Raw genomic sequence first — 17,805 nt, forward strand, 5'->3', positions numbered from 1 at the left:
CAGGAACTTCGGCGTAAAGGAGCCACTTGGATGAACTTGGTTCGCACAGCAATGCTTCTGGCATTCATGACCGCACTGTTCATGGGTGTCGGCTATATGATTGGCGGTTCCGGAGGCATGATGATTGCCTTCCTGATTGCTGCTGCCATGAACCTGTTCAGCTACTGGAACTCCGACAAGATGGTGCTGCGTATGTACAACGCCGTCGAGGTCGATGAGCGTACGGCGCCTGAGTACTACCGCATCGTCCAGGGTCTGGCAGCGAATGCCGGGCTCCCGATGCCGCGCGTGTACCTGATCGAGAATCCGCAGCCGAACGCCTTCGCGACAGGCCGGAACCCGCAGAACGCCGCGGTGGCTGCCACGACGGGCCTTCTCCACCGCCTGACAGCGGAGGAGGTCGCGGGCGTGATGGCGCACGAACTGGCGCACGTCCAGAACCGCGACACGCTGACCATGACGATCACCGCGACGCTCGCCGGTGCGATCTCGATGCTCGGCAATTTTGCGTTCTTCTTCGGCGGCAACCGCGACAACAACAATCCGCTCGGCTTCATCGGCGTCCTGATTGCGATGATCGTGGCGCCATTCGCCGCAATGCTGGTGCAGATGGCTATCAGCCGCACACGCGAATATTCGGCCGACAGGCGAGGCGCGGAAATCTGCGGAAATCCGATGTGGCTCGCTTCCGCTCTTGCCAAGATCGCCAACAGCGCGCATCAGGTGCCTAACATGGATGCCGAGCGTAATCCGGCCACGGCTCACATGTTCATCATCAATCCGCTCAACGGACAGAATATGGATAACCTCTTCTCCACCCATCCCAACACGGAGAACCGCATCGCGGCTCTGCAGGCGATAGCCAATGAAATGGGCTATCGGGCCGCTCCGCGCGCCGAAGCGCCGGCCGGTCCCTGGGGTGGAAGCCGCAGGCCCGGTCCGTGGGACAACGCCCGCAAGGGTCCCTGGTCGTGAGCGAGGGCAAGGTCCGTCCGCAGCGCAAGCCGCAGCATCGCCGTCCCTCCGCTCCGCGTGAGCATGTGGTCGAGGACAACCAGCCGGGCATGGAGGCGCGTCAGGCCGCGACGCGGCTCCTGTCCGCTGTCATCGATGCCCGCACACCGCTTGATGCACTGACCGATGGCGAACATGGCCATCCGCAGTATCTGGCACTCGATGGCCGCGACCGTGCGCTGGTCCGCGCCATCCTCGTCAGCGCGCTGCGCTTCCGCAGGACAATCGAGGCCATCATTGGGAGCCAGCTTGATCGGGCATTGCCGGGTAACGCCCGTTCGCTCTCCGCACTCCTGCATGTCGCTGCGGCGCAGATCCTGTTCCTCGATGTGCCAGACAGCGCTGCGGTGAACCTCGCCGTGGCTCAGGCAAAGGCCGACCCCCGCTCCGCGCGTTTCGCCGCTCTGGTGAACGCGATCCTGCGCAACATCGGGCGCAAGAAGGCGACGCTTCTGCCGAAGACCCTTGAGAAGACCGCCGACGCTCCGGATTGGATGATCGAGCGCCTTGAAGCCGCTTACGGCAAGGACACCACTCGGCAAATTCTGGAAGTCCACCGCACCGAGTCGCCTGTCGATTTCTCGGTCAAGTCGCAGCCAGACAACTGGGCCGAAAAGTTTGGCGGCCGGACGCTGCCCAACGGCTCTGTCCGAGTGGACGATCTTTCTGTCTCCGTCCCGGAGCTTCCGGGTTTTGCGGATGGCGAATGGTGGGTGCAGGACGCAGCCGCCAGCCTCCCGCCGCGCCTTCTAGGCAATGTCGCTGGTCTTGAAGTGGCCGACCTCTGCGCAGCCCCAGGCGGCAAGACGGCCGCTCTCGCGGCTGCGGGCGCAAAGGTCACGGCCGTCGACCAATCTGGCAATCGCCTGAAGCGTCTGAAGAGCAACCTCGCCCGCCTCGGCCTTTCCGCCGAGGTGGTTGAGGCCGACATTCTCAAGTGGCAGCCCGAGCAGAAGTTCGACGCGATCCTTCTCGATGCGCCCTGTTCGTCGACCGGCACGGTGCGCCGTCATCCGGACGTTCTGTGGACCAAGTCACCCGAAGACATCGCGAAGCTCGCGGGCCTGCAGCGCCGTCTGCTGGAGCGTTGCTTCGAACTGGTGAAGCCCGGTGGCGTCGTGGTGTTCTCCAACTGCTCGCTGGACCCTGAAGAGGGTGAGGATCTGGTGCAATCCCTTCTGAAAGAGCGGCCCGACATCTCACTCGACCGGATCCAGCCGGAAGAATTGCCTGGGGCGGAACACTTCATTGCTGAAGAGGGCTGGCTCAGGACAATTCCCACCGCGGATGATGGTTCGTCAGGCCAGCTTGCCGGCGTCGACGGGTTCTTTGCGGCCAGGTTCCGGCAGCGTGCAGGTTGAGGGTTACGCTGCGTCAACGATTTCATCCCCATAATCTATTTCAATTCCGGCGAATGCCAGAGATTATGCCTTCGCATAAATGCTTGAATCATCTAGATTCTTGTGAATTGCAGGTTGGGGTCTCGCAACTAGGGTGTAATAGCGGCCATGGCAGGCGGGTTTAATCCGCTCTTGTGGAGTATTGCCGCGCGGCAGGGATGGCGCCGCCTGCGCCGGCGCTTGCGCGCAGGTCCCGCCTATCGCTGGCGCTATTCCGGACGCACGCCCGAACGCCTTTTGCTGGCTCCGCCGGACCTGCGTCTGGCCGATCCGCAGATCGCGCGCGAAATCTATCACGGCCGATTCCTGCTCGCGGGTCATCTGGTGGAGGCCGGTGGCGAATCGCCCTTCATGATGGACGTGGAGCATTACGGCTGGCTGGAAGCGCTGCATGGCTTCCGCTGGCTGCGGCATCTCCATGTTGCCGAGTCGGACCTTGCCGCGGCCAACGCCCGCGCGCTCGTGCTCGACTGGATTACGCTGCACGGCCGCCGCATCAACGGCATCGCCTGGCACCCCGGCATCACGGCCCGCCGCATCATCGCATGGCTTCAGCATTCGGCAATCGTTCTGCAGGGAGCGGACCTTCCGTTCTACCGGCTGTTCCTGAAGACGCTGGCCGTCCAGATCCGCTACCTGCGCTCGGTCGCCCGCGAAATGCCGGATGGAGAGGACCGTCTGCGCGCTCGCATCGCGCTCGCCTTCTCGTCCATGTCGCTGCCCACTCCGCCCTCGGCCATGCGCACGGCCACGCGACATCTGTCGCAGGAGATCGAACGCCAGATCCTGCCGGATGGCGGGCACATCTCGCGCAATCCGAACGCGATCCTGGAGCTTCTGTCTGACCTCCTGCCGTTGCGCCAGACCTATGCCAATCAGGCTGAGCCGATCCCTGAAGCGCTGGTAAGCGCCGTCGACAGGATGCTCCCGGCGCTGCGCTTCTTCCGCCATCAGGATGGCACCATCGCCCACTTCAACGGCATGGGCATCACCCTGCATGACCGGATCGCTGCCGTGCTGCGACACGACGACACCGGCGGAGCACCGCTCTTCCATGCGCCCTATTCGGGATACGAGCGGCTTGCGATGGGGGGCACCACGGTCATTGCCGACACAGGTGCGCCGCCCGCAGCTGAACTATCCGACATGGCCAATGCCGGCTGCCTCTCCTTCGAAATGTCGTCCGGCCGTCATCAGTTCATCGTCAACAGCGGCATCGATTCTTTCGGCGACGAGGTATTCCGTCCGTTGGCGCGCGCTACGGCCGCTCACTCGACCGCGACGATCAACGACACGTCGCAGGCCCGTTTTGCGCTTCCTGCCGGTTGGGACGAATGGATCGGAACGCCGCTGATCAGCGGCCCGCAGAATGTCACCTGCCAGAGGATCGAAAAGCAGGGTGCGCAGGGTTTCGTTGCCAGCCATGATGGTTATGCCGCCCGCTTCAACTTCATCCATCAACGCAGGGTAGTCCTTGAAAACGAGGGCAATCTCCTGCGCGGCCAAGATATCTTCCGTCCTGCGGGAGAGCAGAAGCCAGCCCCGGCTGAGATCACCATTCGCTTCCATCTCCATCCCGACATCGCCCTCTACCAAAGCGAGGAGGGCCTGCTGATCCTCGTAGGCGAGAAGACGGACACGTGGGTTTTCGCCGCTGCTGGCGTCGAGCCCGTTGTTGAAGAGTCGATCTTTTTCGCCTCGCTTGCGGGCCCCGCCAGAAGCCGTCAGATCGTCCTCAATTTCAATACCGATCAGCGCACGGAAGTGAGCTGGCAGTTTCTGAGGACCAGTACCATCCTCTCGCGCACCAATGGATCCAGCACACAAGGTTTGATTTAGCCTCAGTGTGTGGTAGGGCAGCCGGCATTCCCCCATGCTGGCAATGAAGAGAGAGTAGCCATGGCCGTCTCCGCCAAGAACATTCCAGCACCGGACCTCGTGCCGGTGCGCAGAGCCCTTATTTCCGTTTCAGACAAAAGCGGCATCGTCGATTTCGCCCGCGCGCTTTCGGGTAAGGGCGTCGAACTCGTCTCCACGGGCGGCACCTCGGCTGCCCTGCAGCGCGAAGGCCTCGCGGTCCGCGACGTGTCGGAACTCACCGGCTTCCCCGAGATCATGGACGGTCGCGTCAAGACGCTGCATCCGCTGGTCCATGGCGGTCTGCTCAGCATCCGCGACGATGCCGAGCATCAGGACGCGATGAAGCAGCACAATATTCAGCCGATCGACCTGGTTGTCATCAACCTCTATCCGTTCGAGGAAGTGCGCTTCGGTGGCGGCGACTATGCCAGCGTGGTGGAAAACATCGACATCGGCGGCCCGGCCATGGTCCGTGCTTCGGCCAAGAACCACGCCTATGTTGCGATCGTGACCGATCCGGCGGACTACGCCCGTGTTCTTGAGGCTCTGGAGCAGAACAACGGCTCGCTGCCCTATCGTCTGCGTCAGGAACTGGCTGCCAAGGCTTATGCCCGCACCGCCGCCTACGACGCTGCGATCTCGCAGTGGTTTGCCGAGACGCTCAACGTCGAGGCTCCGGAATGGCGCGCCTTCGGCGGCAAGCTTGCGCAGGTCATGCGCTATGGCGAGAACCCGCACCAGCAGGCAGGCTTCTACCTCACCGGTGAGAAGCGCCCGGGCGTGGCGACTGCCCGCCAGATCCAGGGCAAGCAGCTCTCCTACAACAACATCAACGACACGGATGCAGCCTTCGAGCTCGTTTCCGAGTTCGATCCGGCCCGCACCGCAGCCGTTGCCATCATCAAGCACGCGAACCCCTGCGGTGTGGCTGAAGGCGCATCGATCGCCGAGGCTTACCGCAAGGCGCTGGCCTGCGATCCGGTTTCCGCCTTCGGCGGTATCGTGGCGCTCAATCGCACGCTCGAAGCGGACGCTGCCGAGGAAATCTCCAAGATCTTCACCGAGGTGATCATCGCTCCGGACGCCACGGAAGAGGCACAGGCCATCATCGCCCAGAAGAAGAACCTGCGTCTGCTTCTGACGGGTGGCGTCGCTGATCCGCGTCAGGCCGGCCTTGCCGCGAAGACGGTCGCCGGTGGCCTGCTCGTCCAGAACCGCGACAATGGCGTTGTCGATGACCTCGACCTTAAGGTCGTCACCAAGCGCGCGCCGACGGAGAAGGAACTGGCCGACCTCAAGTTTGCCTTCCGCGTCGCCAAGCACGTGAAGTCCAATGCGATCGTCTATACGAAGGACCTTGCAACCGTTGGCGTAGGCGCTGGCCAGATGAGCCGCGTCGACTCCGCCCGCATCGCAGCCCGCAAGGCACAGGACGCCGCCGAGGCTGCTGGTCTTGCCGAGCCGTTGACGAAGGGCTGCGTGGTCGCTTCCGACGCGTTCTTCCCCTTCGCTGACGGTCTGCTGTCGGCTGTCGAGGCAGGCGCAACGGCGGTGATCCAGCCGGGCGGCTCCATGCGCGACGATGAGGTGATCAAGGCCGCCGACGAGCATGGCATCGCCATGGTCGTCACCGGAATGCGCCACTTCCGCCACTAAAAGTTGGCGGACGCAAAGATCGAAGTACAGAAGGGAGTGCCGCTCAGGCGCTCCCTTTTTCGCCTCTGACGAAGGGCAATAGCACCAGCGAGGCGATGAAGAGTACCAGAATGGGAGCCACACCCACCCGCTGTGCAGTCTCAGGCGAGAAGGCCTGCGAGGTCATCCACGCAGTCATTGCAGCGATGGAAAGCGGCCCGATGAACGACGTCGCCTTTCCGGAAAGCGCGAAGAGGCCGAAAGCCTCCGTCACGCGTTCGCGCGGGACTTGATCAACGAGTAACGTGCGCGATGAAGCCTGGATCGAGCCGCCAGCCGCGCCGATGAACGCACCGGCAATGTAGAAGGCTAACGTCGGCAGGGTCGAGCCTTCGCCGACCTCGATGAACAATATCTCGTCATTCGTGGTCGAGATCACCAGCAGGCAGCACAGAACGAGGATCAAGGCTGACCCTACGACCACGGACTTGGGGCCGAAGGCCTTGTCCGCTAGACCGCCCAACCATGCTCCGATAGCGCCCGTCAGGGCTGCAATGATGCCGAAAATGCCGATCTGAACGATGGTCCAGTTGAGTACGCCCGCCGCATAGATGCCGCCGAAGGCATAAAGCGCGTTGAGCGCGTCGCGATAGAGCATCGAGGACATCAGGAAGCTGAAATAGCTCCGCTGCTTCGGCAGGGTGCGCAACGTTTGCCAGAGACGGCGCAGCGCCGTGCCGACAGCGCCGGAGACATTGTTCCGCGGCTGGTCCGGCGTGAACAGGAACATCGGCAGCACGAACACGATGTACCACAGAGCCGTCAGCGGTCCGGAAGCCCGGTCACCCTCATGCTGGGCCGGATCAAGGCCAAAGATCGGCTCGAACCCCAGCAATGTGTGCGTCGCGTCCGGCGGGGCCGACATGAAGCCCAGCACCAGCACAAGCGAGAGAAGCCCGCCCACATAGCCGAACCCCCAGGCACTTCCTGAAAGCCTGCCGAGCTCCGAGCGCGGCACCAGATAGGGCATCATCGCATTGTTGAAGACGGCGGCATATTCCATGCCGAACACGCCAAAGGCGATGGCCACCAGAATGAGCGTCATGTTCTCCATGCCGGGCGTTGCAAACCACAGCGCCGCGCAGGCGATGACGCCGATTACCGAGAATGCGAAAATGAACGGTTTTCGCGGGCCAACGGCATCCGCGACTGCACCCAGAACTGGCGAGGTGAAGGCAATGAGAAGGCCACCTATGCCGGTGGCGAGGCCCCAGAGTTCCTGCCCCTTGGCAGGGTCAGGGGCCACATAAGCTGCGAAATAGGGGGCGAAGACGAAGGTGAAGATCAGCGTATGGAAGGGCTGGGTTGCCCAGTCGAAAAAGATCCAGCCCCAGATACCCCGTTTTGAGGCCGGGGTATCCTGATGCGCTGCCGCCCCTACATCGTTCATCCAGTCATGTCCACCATCAACCCTGCTGCCACGTTGAGACGAGACAGGGTGATGTCACCGCTGCCGGTGAGGGACGCGAGATCCCTGATCACCCGTTCCACCCGCTCTCCTCCCTCGCTGAGCCAGGCCGCGGCGGGGTCTTCGTCACCGCGATAGGCTTCAAGCGCCGCGACAGTAATGTTGCGTCGGGCCGTGTCAATCAAATCCAGCGAGCGGACCAACGCGAGCTCGTCGTAGTAGTCCGTCCGTGCGATGGTCTCGGCCGCTGCTTCGATCTTGCCCAGCTGGAAAGCTTCGCTGACCGTGACATAGGCCTTCGCGGTCGCGAGCAGGTCGGCCTGGGCGACATCCGCCGCAAGGCAGATGTCGGGGATGAGCGCCAGCGCATCGAGCAGCGCCAGCTTGCGGGCGAGATCCAGCGGAACGCCGGCCTCTACCATTTCAGCCGCAGCCGATTCAGTGCGATTGCGCAGGTCGTCGGGCTGCCTATCCTGGAGGATCGGCTCAAGCTCCTTCACCGCACCGCGCAGCCGGCTGATCCGCTGGTCGAGCGGAAGCCCCTTCTTTCCCTGCTTCAGCTGCCAGCTCGTGCCGTTCACGACAAGCTTGCGCACCCGCTCATAGAGCGAGAGCTGCAGCTGGCCGTCGACCTTGGTGTCCAGCGCATCGATGCGCGCATAAAGTTCCGGCAGGCCGAAGCCGTCCTTGATGATCGTATAAGCTTCGACGATTTCGCCCGTGCTGCGGCCCGTCATGTCCTGCAGCTGCGAGATGAAGGTGGCACCGCCCCGGTTGACGATGTCGTTGATGAGGACGGTCGCGATGATCTCCCGCCGCAACCGGTGGCTGCGAATCTCATCCGTGTAGCGCTCGCGCATCGCCTTCGGGAAATAGGCGAGGAGATCCGTCTCGAAATGCGCCTCGTCGGGCACTTCCGTTGCCACCAGCTCGTTGAAATGCACGAGCTTTGCATAGGCGAGCAGCACGCCGATCTCCGCCCGTGTCAGCCCTTCGCTCTTCGCCTGGCGCTCGGCCAGCGCATCTGGCCCCGGCAGGAATTCGACCGCCCGGTCCAACAGGCCACGGCCCTCGAACAGCGTCATCAGCCGGTTCTGATGGGGCAGGTCGGCGACTCCGCGCCGCTCGATCATGGAGATGGCAAGCGACTGCTGATAATTGTTGGCGAGCACCAGATGCGCGACGTCATCCGTCATGTCGGCCAGCAGCTTGTTGCGGCTCGGCACGTCCAGCTTGCCTGCGCGCACGGCACTTGCCAGCGCAATCTTGATGTTCACCTCGACGTCAGACGAATTAACGCCGGCCGAATTGTCGATCGCATCCGAGTTGCAGCGGCCGCCTATACGGTTGAACTCCACGCGCGCAAGCTGGGTCATGCCGAGGTTGGCACCCTCGCCGACGACCAGCGCCTGCAGATCCCTTGCCGCGACACGGATGGCGTCGTTGGCACGATCGCCAGCACTCTGGTTGGTCTCCGTGGAGGCCCGTACGTAGGTGCCGATGCCGCCGAACCAGAGCAGATCGACCGGCGCGCGGAGGATAGCGCTCATCAGCTCGTTGGGCGTCACGACGGTCTTTTCGATGCCAAGTGATGCGGCTGCTTCGACGGAAAGCGTCACATGCTTTTCCGTGCGCGACACTATCATGCCACCCTTGGAGAGGAGCTTCTGATCGTAATCCTGCCAGCTGGAGCGGGGCAGGTTGAAGAGCCGCTGCCGCTCCTCGAACGACTTTGCCGGATCTGGATCCGGATCGATGAAGATGTCGCGATGGTCGAAGGCCGCGACCAGCCTCGTCTGGCGTGACAGCAGCATGCCGTTGCCGAACACGTCGCCCGACATGTCGCCCACACCAACGACGGTGAAAGGCTCCGTCTGGATATCGCGGTTCATTTCGCGGAAGTGCCGCTTCACGGCCTCCCACGCGCCGCGCGCGGTGATCCCCATGACCTTGTGGTCATAGCCCGCCGAGCCACCGGAAGCGAAAGCGTCATCCAGCCAGAAGCCGTGTTCCTGGCTGATGGCGTTCGCCGTGTCGGAGAATGTGGCTGTGCCCTTGTCCGCTGCGACGACGAAATACGGGTCGTCCCCATCCCTGCGCACCACTCCTTCCGGTGCAATGACCGTCTCGCCATCCAGATTGTCGGTGATGGAAAGCATGCTGGAGATGAAGGTGATGTAGGCCGCGCGGCCCGCCTCAAAGATCTCCTGCCGGTTTCCGCCCGCAGGCAGTTGGCGCGGGAAGAACCCGCCCTTGGCGCCCACCGGCACGATCACCGCATTCTTGACCTGCTGTGCCTTCACCAGCCCCAGCACTTCCGTACGATAATCCTGAGCCCGATCAGACCAGCGCAGCCCGCCACGCGCAACCGGTCCAAAGCGCAGGTGAACGCCTTCCACCTCGGCGCCATAGACGAAGATCTCGCGCCACGGCCGTGGCTGCGGCAGCCACTCGATCGCATGCGGGTAAAGCTTGAGAACAATCGGCGCACCCTCCTTCTTGGGCGCGAAATAGTTCGTCCGCAGTGTTGCGCCCATGAGAACCAGGAATCGCCTGATGATCGTATCGTCATCAAGGCTCGGCACCTGTTCCAGCGCGGCTTCAATCTCGGCTCTGATCTGGTCCTCGGTGCCGGCGCGGGCGTCCTCCGCCACGCTTGGCGCAAGGCGTGTCTCAAACAGGCGATAGAGCAGGGCCGCGATGGCTGGATAGCGGTTGAGCGTATCGGCAATGTAGCCCTGACTATAGGTGATGCCCGCTTGCTGCAGGTAGCGGCTGTAGGTTCGCAGCACTGCGATCTGCCCGACCGTCAGGCGCGCGTTCTGCGCCAGAGCGTTCAGCCGGTCGCTATCCTGCTCACGGTGCCAGACGGAGGCGAACACCTGCTCGAAGAGCACTCCGTCATCGGCAAGGTCGATAGCGCCGCCGGATGCGCTTTCAAGCTCCATGGCATGCAGATAGACCTGCTCGCCATCAAACTCGCCCAGCTCAAACGTCTGCTCGCTGATTACACGAAAGCCCATGTTCTCAAGTACGGGGACGCGCTGGCTCAATGCGACCGGGGTGCCTGTATGGAAAATCTTGAGCGTCGCCTGGCGCTCCTCATCGCCTGCCCGGCGGTAGAAGTCGATCAGGATAGGTGACTCGGGAGAAAGCTTGGCGACGTTCGCCGCATCGATCAGGGCGGCATGCGCGTCGAAACTGTTGCGGTAGCTGCCGGGGAACCGTCGTGCGATGGCGGCAATATCGTTCGGCGCTGCCGTATCCTCGACCATCTCGTTGAGCGAGTCGTCCCACGTCCGGATGAACGCCCGGACGGCGCTTTCGATATCGGCTGCAGGCACCTGTGGCGTCTTGCCGGCCGAGCGACCGATGATGAAGTGCACCCGCGTCAGCGGTCCGCCGATGGCCGGGTAATATGCGGAAACATGTCCGTCGAAAACGGAGGTGAGATAGTTGCCTATCCGATCGCGCACCTCGGAATTGAAGCGATCACGCGGCACGAAAATGATGACTGAAACGAACCGATCGAACTGGTCGATGCGGTAGAGCACCCGCACGCGTGGCCTTTCGCCCAGCGCCAGGATGGTTGTCGTGTACTCGCGCAGCAGCGGCAGGCTGATCTGGAACAGCTCATCCCGCGGGAAGGATTCCAGGATGTTGATCAGCGCCTTGCCGGAGTGGTCCGAGCGCGAGAAGCCGGAGGCATCGATGACCGCCTTCACCTTCGAGCGCAGATAGGGAATGTTCAGCACCGACTGTGTGTAAGCCGTCGAGGTGAAGAGGCCGACGATGCGCAACTCGCCCTTGAGCGAGCCATCGTCATGGAAGAGTTTAAGGCCGATATAGTCCAGGTAAGCCCGGCGGTGAACGATCGACTTCGTATTCGCCTTCGTGACGATGAGGGGCTCCGGCCCGTGCAGGAAAGCTCGGATCTCCGGCGTTGTCGTGGTCGCCTCGCCACCCCGGCGCAGGACCTGGACACCCGGGTTGGAGAGAATGCCAAGGCCCGGCGTTTCGGTCCGCTCGAGGGTGCCGCTTTCTTCGCTGCCTGTATAGCGGAACTCCCGCATGCCGAGGAAGGTGAAGTTCTCGTCGCGCAGCCATTCGAGGAAGGCGATGGCCTCGGCGACTGCCTTTGCCTCGAGCGCAGGCGGTTTGGTCCGCAGGCGCGCGATCTCATCCTCTACCCGCGCCAGCATGGGTTTCCAGTCATTCACCGCAACCCGAACCTGGCTCAGGATGTTGAGAAGCCGGTCCTCCAGGGCCTTCGCGTCGTCGGCGGATAGGCGCTTCAGGTGGATATGGATCAGGCTGATCTTGTGCTCGCCCTCCAGCGTCACGATCGGATGCGCGACGAAGGACGGCTCCCCAATCGTCTCCGTAATTTCGCCGATCACTGAATCGAACAGGAACGGCATGTTGTCATTGACGAGCGTGACGGTCGTCACCGCGCGGCCTTCGAATTCGATCCCGCTGTCGGTCCTGACGTCGATGACGCACTGACCCGGCTCGTGCTTGCCGAGGCTCTCAAGGGCTATCCTGGCAGCCCTTTCCGGCGCATCGGCGGAATAGCCGGAGAGGTCCTCTTGGGGGATGCCTGACACCAGCAGTTCCTGAAGACGCTCGATCTGGCTCTGCGCTGAAGTGGAAGTCTTGGCGGCGTTCGAAGTTTTCATCATGAAATGAAACACGTCCTCACAGAAGGAATAGTTCTAATATGTAATCAAAGCCCATTTTGTGACCAAAGGCAAAAAGGGCAAAAATAGTTCAATAGAAATGCGATGTACTAAAAACAGCGAGAGCTTTAATGCGGAAGGAGTAACTTCGTAAAGGCGCTCAGCGTAAAATTCTTATACGCGTGTACCGCGACAGGAGCGGCAGCAGTCTGCTCATATCCTTGGGCTTGAGCGCGATACACCCCTCGGTCGGCTTCATGCCGGGACGGGCGATGTGCATGAAGATCGCGCTGCCCCGGTTACGGATCGCGGGCCGCATGTTCCAGTCGAGCACGATGCAAACGTTGTAGAGACGATCCTCCCGCAGCATTTTTTCGTGGCTGGCAGGGTAGGGCGTGCGAACAGGCTTGTTGTAGCGCCGGTCACCTGGCGCATCGCACCAGCCATCATCCTCACGGATCAGGATCTTCGGCAGTCGCACCTCTGACAGCCCCGGCAGACGCCGGTCGCCTCGGAAGTAAACCGCCAGCGGACGCATGGTGGCAAGCGGCGTTGCGCCATCCCCTTCGCGCTTGTTGGCGCTTATGCCACCTTTCCCCAGAGCGCATGGAATCGTAAGTGCACCAGCCCGGATGATCCCCTTTTTCTGGCTCGTCGCCTGTGCCCGGACAGCCAGTGTCGGCGTACACGCCCTCTTTACAGGCGATGTGCTAGCTTTGCGGGATTTCCTGAGTATGATTGTTTCAATGTGCAACTTGCGGAAACCTCTTGCTGCAGCTTGCATGACGGTAAGGTTCCGCGAGTTCGCGGTTCGGGTCAACTGTTCGATTAACCACGGGAAGCCAAATGACGTCTCGCACCATTCTGATAGTTGATGATGACGACGATCTTCGTTCAACGCTTGTGGAGCAATTGGCTCTCTACGAAGAGTTTGACCTCCTACAGGAGGCAACCGCAACCAAGGGCATCCAGGCGGCGCGCAATTCGATGGTCGACGTGGTCATCATGGATGTTGGCCTGCCCGACATGGACGGCCGCGAGGCGGTGAAGGTCTTGCGCAAGAGCGGCTTCCGCGCGCCTATCATCATGCTGACAGCCCAGGATACGGACTCCGACACGATCCTCGGCCTTGAAGCGGGCGCCAATGACTATGTCACGAAACCCTTTCGTTTCGCCGTGCTGCTCGCCCGTATCCGCGCCCAGATCCGTCACCACGAACAGACGGAAGATGCGAAGTTTACCGTCGGCCCCTACACGTTCAAGCCGAGCCAGAAACTGCTGCTCGACGAGCGGGGTGGCAAGATCCGGCTGACCGAGAAGGAGGCTGCGATCATCAAGTACCTCTACCGCGCCGAGCAGAAGGTGGTCACCCGCGACGTGCTGCTGGAGGAGGTGTGGGGATACAACTCTGGCGTGACGACTCATACGCTGGAAACGCATGTGTACAGATTACGCCAGAAGATAGAGAGGGATCCTTCCAAAGCTGAAATACTTGTGACAGAGAGTGGCGGTTACAAACTCGTACCGTGAGTTGTAACTCAGGGCTGCTTTTCGCGAGGGGGCGCAACAGGATAGTCCGATGACGCTGGACGAAGATATGCGGATTTTGTCCGGCGTAGAACTCTTCAGGGGGTTCTCCCGAGAACAATTGAGGTTAATGGCTTTCGGGGCCGAAACGATCTCGCTGGCGGCAGGGCGGAAGCTCTATGTCGAGGGGGCGCCGGCTGACTGCGCCTTTGTCGTCGCGCGTGGCGAGGTCGCTCTCTATCGCACTGTTGCCGGATCGCAGCATATCATTTCCGTTGAACGCCGCGGCTCTATCCTTGGCCAATTCGCATTGATTGCCGACGGTGAAAGGCTTACCGGCGCACTGGCGCAGTCCGATGTTCAGGTGATCCGGCTTGGCCGCAGCATGTTCCTGAAGGTTTTGGAGGAATATCCAGACCTGGCCGTGAAGCTCCACAGCCGTATCACCGCCGACCTCGAGGCCATGCTGAACCGCATGGCCAAGGTCATGGGACGTCTGGTGGAAGAAGAATAGATCTACGAAGCGTCCGCGCGTCGGATAAGTTCGTGAAACTCGTCCCGCTGGCCGGGCACGTCCTCTTGGACCACAAGCGCGAGCTCGCGCTCATCGAACATCTGGAACCACTCATCCCACTCGATGATCGTCACGCCACCGGGCCGGTCAGGTCCTTCGTCTGTATCCTGATAGGAATGCTGTCCGAACACGAAGCGCAGCACAGGCTGCGACTGCTCCATGCCGGGCGCTGGATCGCTGATGGCTGGCTGGCCCGCTCTTGCCGCCGCCCAGTCGCGGATCTCGTCGTGATCAATGAGCGTGATTGTGTCGGCCATCGCATGTCTCGCTGGTTGGAAGAAGCAGGGCATTCTTGCTGATGAACGCCGATGGTTCAGCCTGGTTCCTTGGTCCCGACGAGCATTGCTTTGCGCGCGCGTGCTTGCGGACATTGACAGCAACGGCTTTTTGCCGAAAGGAAAGGCCCGGAGGCACCATGACCGAGAACCACCTGACAGACATTTCACCGCTGCGCCTGAAGGATGCACTCGCGCTCGCTCCTTTGCTCGCCGCTTACACGCAATCGCTGAAGCGCGGCGCGCCACGCAGGCCCGACAACTACTACGCCGAGACCCTCCTGCAGGATCGTGTGGTGGAGGTGATGGGCGCCTGGGTCGACAACGAGCTGGTCGGTTTCGCGATCTACTACGATCTTCCCGATCCCGTTACGGGGCTGCGCTACGCGCTTCTGGAGCACGTCTACGTACACCATGACCATCGCGGCAAGGGAATCGCGCGCGCCATTATCGATGTGATCGCCGATCAGGCTGAAGAGCGGGGCTGGGGACGGCTCGTTCTCAACGCGCCGCGTCAGCTGGAAGGCCGCAAGCTGTACGAACAGCTTGCTGGACCAGCAGACTGGAACAGCTACGTTCTACGCTTCGATGTCCGTTGAGATGATGAAACGATCAATCTTCAATCGATTCAATGCGTCATGATTGTGTCAGCGCCTTTGACGCAGTGCAGAAAGAGCATTAGAAGACGGCCAGCCAGCGCACGGGGGGCGGTTCCATCACGCCTTTATCGCGAGCGTCTTGGCGGCCACGAAATGGGGAAGCCATGAGCAAGTCCACAGCCACTCGAGCGAGGCCGCTCTCGCCACATCTGCAAATTTATCGTTTCACTCCGACCATGGCGATGTCGATCCTGCATCGTGTAACCGGCAGCGCTCTGTACTTCGGTGTGCTTCTTTTCGCGATCTGGATTGCGGCTGCAGCGTCTTCCAGAGAAACGTTTGATTTCGTCAACGGTCTCTTCGGTTCGATCCTTGGTCGGCTGGTTCTGTTCGGCCTCACCTGGGCCCTGATCAACCACATGCTCGGCGGCATCCGCCACCTGATCTGGGACACCATTCATGGTCTTGAGAAAGACCAGTCCCGCCGCATGTCGATCATCTCCGCGGTCGCCGCTGTCGTGCTGACTGTTGTGGTCTGGGTTGTTGCATACGCTGTGCGAGGTTCGTTCTGATGTCCAACCTGAAGACCCCCCTGAAGCGCGCCCGTGGCCTCGGCTCCGCCAAGATGGGCACCGAGCATTTCTGGCAGCAGCGCCTGACGGCCATCGCCAACATCCCGCTCGTCCTCTTCTTCCTCGCTTTCGTGGTCAGCCACACCGGCGCCTCCTATGAGGATGTCCGCGCTTCGCTCGCGCACCCGGTTGTCGCAATCCTTATCCTCTTCGCATTCCTCTCCGTGCTGAAGCACATGCGAATCGGCATGCAGGTCATCATCGAGGACTATGTTCATGGTCCGTCGAAGTACGTCCTCATCATCCTGAACACCTTCTATCCCATCGTCGTTGGCGCGATCGCGCTCTACGGCTTGGTCAAGATCGCCTTCGGAGGCTGAACCCCAAATGGCGCAAGCATATAACTATCTAGATCACTCCTACGACGTCGTCGTCGTTGGTGCCGGCGGCGCTGGCCTCCGTGCAACGCTTGGTATGGCGGAGCAGGGCCTGAAGACTGCGTGTATCACCAAGGTCTTTCCGACTCGCTCCCACACGGTTGCGGCGCAGGGTGGTATCGCGGCCTCGCTGCAGAATATGGGCCCGGATAGCTGGCAATGGCACCTGTTCGACACCGTCAAGGGCTCGGACTGGCTGGGTGACGTGGACGCGATGGAGTACCTGGCGCGCGAAGCCCCGGCTGCCGTCTACGAGCTCGAGCACTACGGCGTTCCTTTCTCGCGTACTGACGATGGCCGCATCTACCAGCGCCCGTTCGGTGGCCACATGCAGAACTTCGGTGATGGTCCGCCCGTACAGCGCACTTGTGCCGCGGCCGACCGTACCGGCCACGCGATCCTGCACACGCTCTACGGCCAGTCGGTCAAGAACAACGCGCAGTTCTTCGTCGAGTACTTCGCACTTGACCTGATCATGTCCGACGACGGCCAGTGCACCGGCGTCGTTGCCTGGAACCTGGACGACGGCACCATCCACCGCTTCTCCGCCAAGATGGTTGTTCTCGCCACCGGTGGTTACGGCCGTGCCTACTTCTCCTGCACCTCGGCTCACACCTGCACGGGTGACGGCGGCGGCATGGTTGCCCGCGCTGGCCTGCCGCTGCAGGACATGGAGTTCGTGCAGTTCCACCCGACCGGCATCTATGGTGCAGGCTGCCTGATCACCGAGGGTGTTCGCGGTGAGGGCGGTTACCTGGTCAACTCCGAGGGTGAGCGCTTCATGGAGCGCTATGCACCGACGGCGAAGGACCTCGCATCGCGCGACGTTGTTTCTCGCTGCATGACCATCGAAGTTCGTGAAGGCCGTGGCGTTGGCAAGAACAAGGACCACATCTTCCTGCACCTGGATCACCTTGATCCGGCTGTGATCCACGAGCGCCTGCCGGGCATCGCTGAATCCGCCAAGATCTTTGCTGGCGTGGACGTGACCCGCGAGCCGATCCCGGTTCTGCCGACCGTCCACTACAACATGGGCGGCATTCCCACCAACTACTGGGGCGAAGTGCTGAACCCGACCGCCGCCGATCCGGATGCCGTGCTTCCGGGCCTGATGGCAGTGGGCGAAGCTGGCTGCGCATCGGTTCACGGTGCAAACCGCCTCGGCTCCAACTCGCTGATCGACCTCGTTGTTTTCGGCCGCGCCGCTGCAATCCGCGCCGGTCAGGTTGTCGACAAGGACTCGAAGGTTCCGCCGCTTAACCGCGCTGCCTGCGACAAGATCATGGATCGCTTCGACCGTCTGCGTCACGCCAATGGCAGCACGCCGACCGCGGTCATCCGTGAGAAGATGCAGCGCGCCATGCAGGAAGACGCCGCCGTGTTCCGCACGCAGGAATCGCTCGAGCAGGGCTGCCAGCGCATCTCCGCGATCTGGAAGGAACTGCCGGACGTCAAGGTTCAGGATCGCTCCATGATCTGGAACTCGGACCTGATGGAGACGCTGGAACTCGAGAACCTCATGGCCAATGCGATCACCACCGTCTACGCGGCGGAAGCTCGCAAGGAGAGCCGTGGTGCGCATGCCCGCGAAGACTTCACTGCCCGTGACGACGCCAACTGGCGCAAGCACACGCTGTCGTGGGTCGATGAGGCTGGCAACGTGCGTCTCGACTACCGTGGCGTGCACACCGAACCCATGCTCAAGCATGAGGACGGTGGCATCGATCCGGCAAAGATCGCACCGAAGGCCCGAGTGTACTAGCCA

14 protein-coding genes are annotated in these 17,805 nt (G+C 61.8%); 10 read left to right on the plus strand and 4 right to left on the minus strand.

Translation table 11 applies throughout. The features are described from left to right. The first annotated feature begins 30 nt into the window (after positions 1–30). The 4 genes from htpX to purH all read left to right on the plus strand — a co-directional run bounded on the left by htpX (position 31) and on the right by purH (position 5,930). Entirely contained in the window at positions 31–975 is a 945-nt protein-coding gene (gene htpX, locus IEX27_RS06655; RefSeq protein WP_188720169.1) for a zinc metalloprotease HtpX, read from the plus strand. Further along, positions 966–2,375, plus strand: coding sequence for an RsmB/NOP family class I SAM-dependent RNA methyltransferase (locus IEX27_RS06660; RefSeq protein ID WP_373869867.1), 1,410 nt, complete (start codon positions 966–968; stop codon positions 2,373–2,375). Before htpX ends, IEX27_RS06660 begins: the two co-directional genes overlap by 10 nt. 147 nt (positions 2,376–2,522) lie before the next feature. Next, positions 2,523–4,253, plus strand: a complete 1,731-nt coding sequence (locus IEX27_RS06665; RefSeq protein WP_188720170.1) for a heparinase II/III family protein — start codon at positions 2,523–2,525, stop codon at positions 4,251–4,253. 60 nt (positions 4,254–4,313) lie between these two features. After that, a complete protein-coding gene (purH, locus tag IEX27_RS06670; protein ID WP_188720171.1) occupies positions 4,314–5,930 on the plus strand; it encodes a bifunctional phosphoribosylaminoimidazolecarboxamide formyltransferase/IMP cyclohydrolase in 1,617 nt (538 codons plus the stop codon). Positions 5,931–5,973: 43 nt separating this feature from the next. Here purH and IEX27_RS06675 read toward each other — a convergent pair whose 3' ends face one another. The 3 genes from IEX27_RS06675 to IEX27_RS06685 all read right to left on the minus strand — a co-directional run bounded on the left by IEX27_RS06675 (position 5,974) and on the right by IEX27_RS06685 (position 12,840). Further along, positions 5,974–7,359 (minus strand): MFS transporter, encoded by a 1,386-nt coding sequence (locus tag IEX27_RS06675; protein ID WP_188720172.1) that lies wholly within the window; start codon positions 7,357–7,359, stop codon positions 5,974–5,976. Then, complete coding sequence (locus tag IEX27_RS06680; RefSeq protein WP_188720173.1) at positions 7,356–12,059, minus strand: NAD-glutamate dehydrogenase; 4,704 nt, start codon at positions 12,057–12,059, stop codon at positions 7,356–7,358. The genes IEX27_RS06675 and IEX27_RS06680 overlap by 4 nt, the downstream gene beginning before the upstream one ends. A gap of 157 nt (positions 12,060–12,216) precedes the next feature. Next, positions 12,217–12,840, minus strand: coding sequence for a L,D-transpeptidase family protein (locus IEX27_RS06685; RefSeq protein WP_188720174.1), 624 nt, complete (start codon positions 12,838–12,840; stop codon positions 12,217–12,219). 62 nt (positions 12,841–12,902) lie between these two features. Here IEX27_RS06685 and IEX27_RS06690 point away from each other — a divergent pair, with 62 nt between their 5' ends. Then, positions 12,903–13,586, plus strand: coding sequence for a response regulator transcription factor (locus tag IEX27_RS06690; protein WP_188720175.1), 684 nt, complete (start codon positions 12,903–12,905; stop codon positions 13,584–13,586). 127 nt (positions 13,587–13,713) lie between these two features. Continuing rightward, entirely contained in the window at positions 13,714–14,097 is a 384-nt protein-coding gene (locus IEX27_RS06695) for a Crp/Fnr family transcriptional regulator (RefSeq protein WP_308642606.1), read from the plus strand. Positions 14,098–14,099: 2 nt separating this feature from the next. Here the strand turns inward: IEX27_RS06695 and IEX27_RS06700 are convergent, their stop codons facing one another. Then, positions 14,100–14,414 carry a hypothetical protein gene (locus IEX27_RS06700; RefSeq protein ID WP_188720177.1) on the minus strand — a complete coding sequence of 105 codons (315 nt, stop codon included), beginning with the start codon at positions 14,412–14,414 and terminating at the stop codon, positions 14,100–14,102. Positions 14,415–14,572: 158 nt separating this feature from the next. Here IEX27_RS06700 and IEX27_RS06705 point away from each other — a divergent pair, with 158 nt between their 5' ends. The 4 genes from IEX27_RS06705 (at position 14,573) to sdhA (ending at position 17,802) form a co-directional block, all read left to right on the plus strand. Next, positions 14,573–15,031, plus strand: coding sequence for a GNAT family N-acetyltransferase (locus IEX27_RS06705; protein WP_188720178.1), 459 nt, complete (start codon positions 14,573–14,575; stop codon positions 15,029–15,031). Between the two features lie 164 nt (positions 15,032–15,195). Continuing rightward, the gene (gene sdhC, locus IEX27_RS06710; protein ID WP_188720179.1) at positions 15,196–15,603 is read left to right on the plus strand and encodes a succinate dehydrogenase, cytochrome b556 subunit; all 408 of its coding nucleotides are present in this window, start codon (positions 15,196–15,198) and stop codon (positions 15,601–15,603) included. Further along, positions 15,603–15,983, plus strand: a complete 381-nt coding sequence (sdhD, locus tag IEX27_RS06715) for a succinate dehydrogenase, hydrophobic membrane anchor protein (protein WP_188720180.1) — start codon at positions 15,603–15,605, stop codon at positions 15,981–15,983. Before sdhC ends, sdhD begins: the two co-directional genes overlap by 1 nt. Positions 15,984–15,990: 7 nt before the next feature. After that, positions 15,991–17,802: a succinate dehydrogenase flavoprotein subunit gene (gene sdhA / locus IEX27_RS06720; protein WP_188720181.1), complete on the plus strand. Its 1,812-nt coding sequence runs from the start codon at positions 15,991–15,993 to the stop codon at positions 17,800–17,802. Positions 17,803–17,805 lie beyond the last annotated feature (3 nt).

The sequence above is a fragment of the Nitratireductor aestuarii genome, from assembly GCF_014641695.1.
GTDB classification, from domain to species: Bacteria; Pseudomonadota; Alphaproteobacteria; order Rhizobiales; family Rhizobiaceae; genus Chelativorans; species Chelativorans aestuarii.

Coding starts and splice junctions, on each gene's coding strand:
- IEX27_RS06675 (WP_188720172.1), bottom strand. CDS start 7,359: ATGAACGATGTAGGGGCGGCAGCGCATCAGGATACCCCGGCCTCAAAA.
- sdhD (WP_188720180.1), top strand. CDS start 15,603: ATGTCCAACCTGAAGACCCCCCTGAAGCGCGCCCGTGGCCTCGGCTCC.
- purH (WP_188720171.1), top strand. CDS start 4,314: ATGGCCGTCTCCGCCAAGAACATTCCAGCACCGGACCTCGTGCCGGTG.
- htpX (WP_188720169.1), top strand. CDS start 31: ATGAACTTGGTTCGCACAGCAATGCTTCTGGCATTCATGACCGCACTG.
- sdhA (WP_188720181.1), top strand. CDS start 15,991: ATGGCGCAAGCATATAACTATCTAGATCACTCCTACGACGTCGTCGTC.
- IEX27_RS06695 (WP_308642606.1), top strand. CDS start 13,714: ATGGCTTTCGGGGCCGAAACGATCTCGCTGGCGGCAGGGCGGAAGCTC.
- IEX27_RS06690 (WP_188720175.1), top strand. CDS start 12,903: ATGACGTCTCGCACCATTCTGATAGTTGATGATGACGACGATCTTCGT.
- sdhC (WP_188720179.1), top strand. CDS start 15,196: ATGAGCAAGTCCACAGCCACTCGAGCGAGGCCGCTCTCGCCACATCTG.
- IEX27_RS06685 (WP_188720174.1), bottom strand. CDS start 12,840: ATGCAAGCTGCAGCAAGAGGTTTCCGCAAGTTGCACATTGAAACAATC.
- IEX27_RS06665 (WP_188720170.1), top strand. CDS start 2,523: ATGGCAGGCGGGTTTAATCCGCTCTTGTGGAGTATTGCCGCGCGGCAG.
- IEX27_RS06700 (WP_188720177.1), bottom strand. CDS start 14,414: ATGGCCGACACAATCACGCTCATTGATCACGACGAGATCCGCGACTGG.
- IEX27_RS06680 (WP_188720173.1), bottom strand. CDS start 12,059: ATGATGAAAACTTCGAACGCCGCCAAGACTTCCACTTCAGCGCAGAGC.
- IEX27_RS06705 (WP_188720178.1), top strand. CDS start 14,573: ATGACCGAGAACCACCTGACAGACATTTCACCGCTGCGCCTGAAGGAT.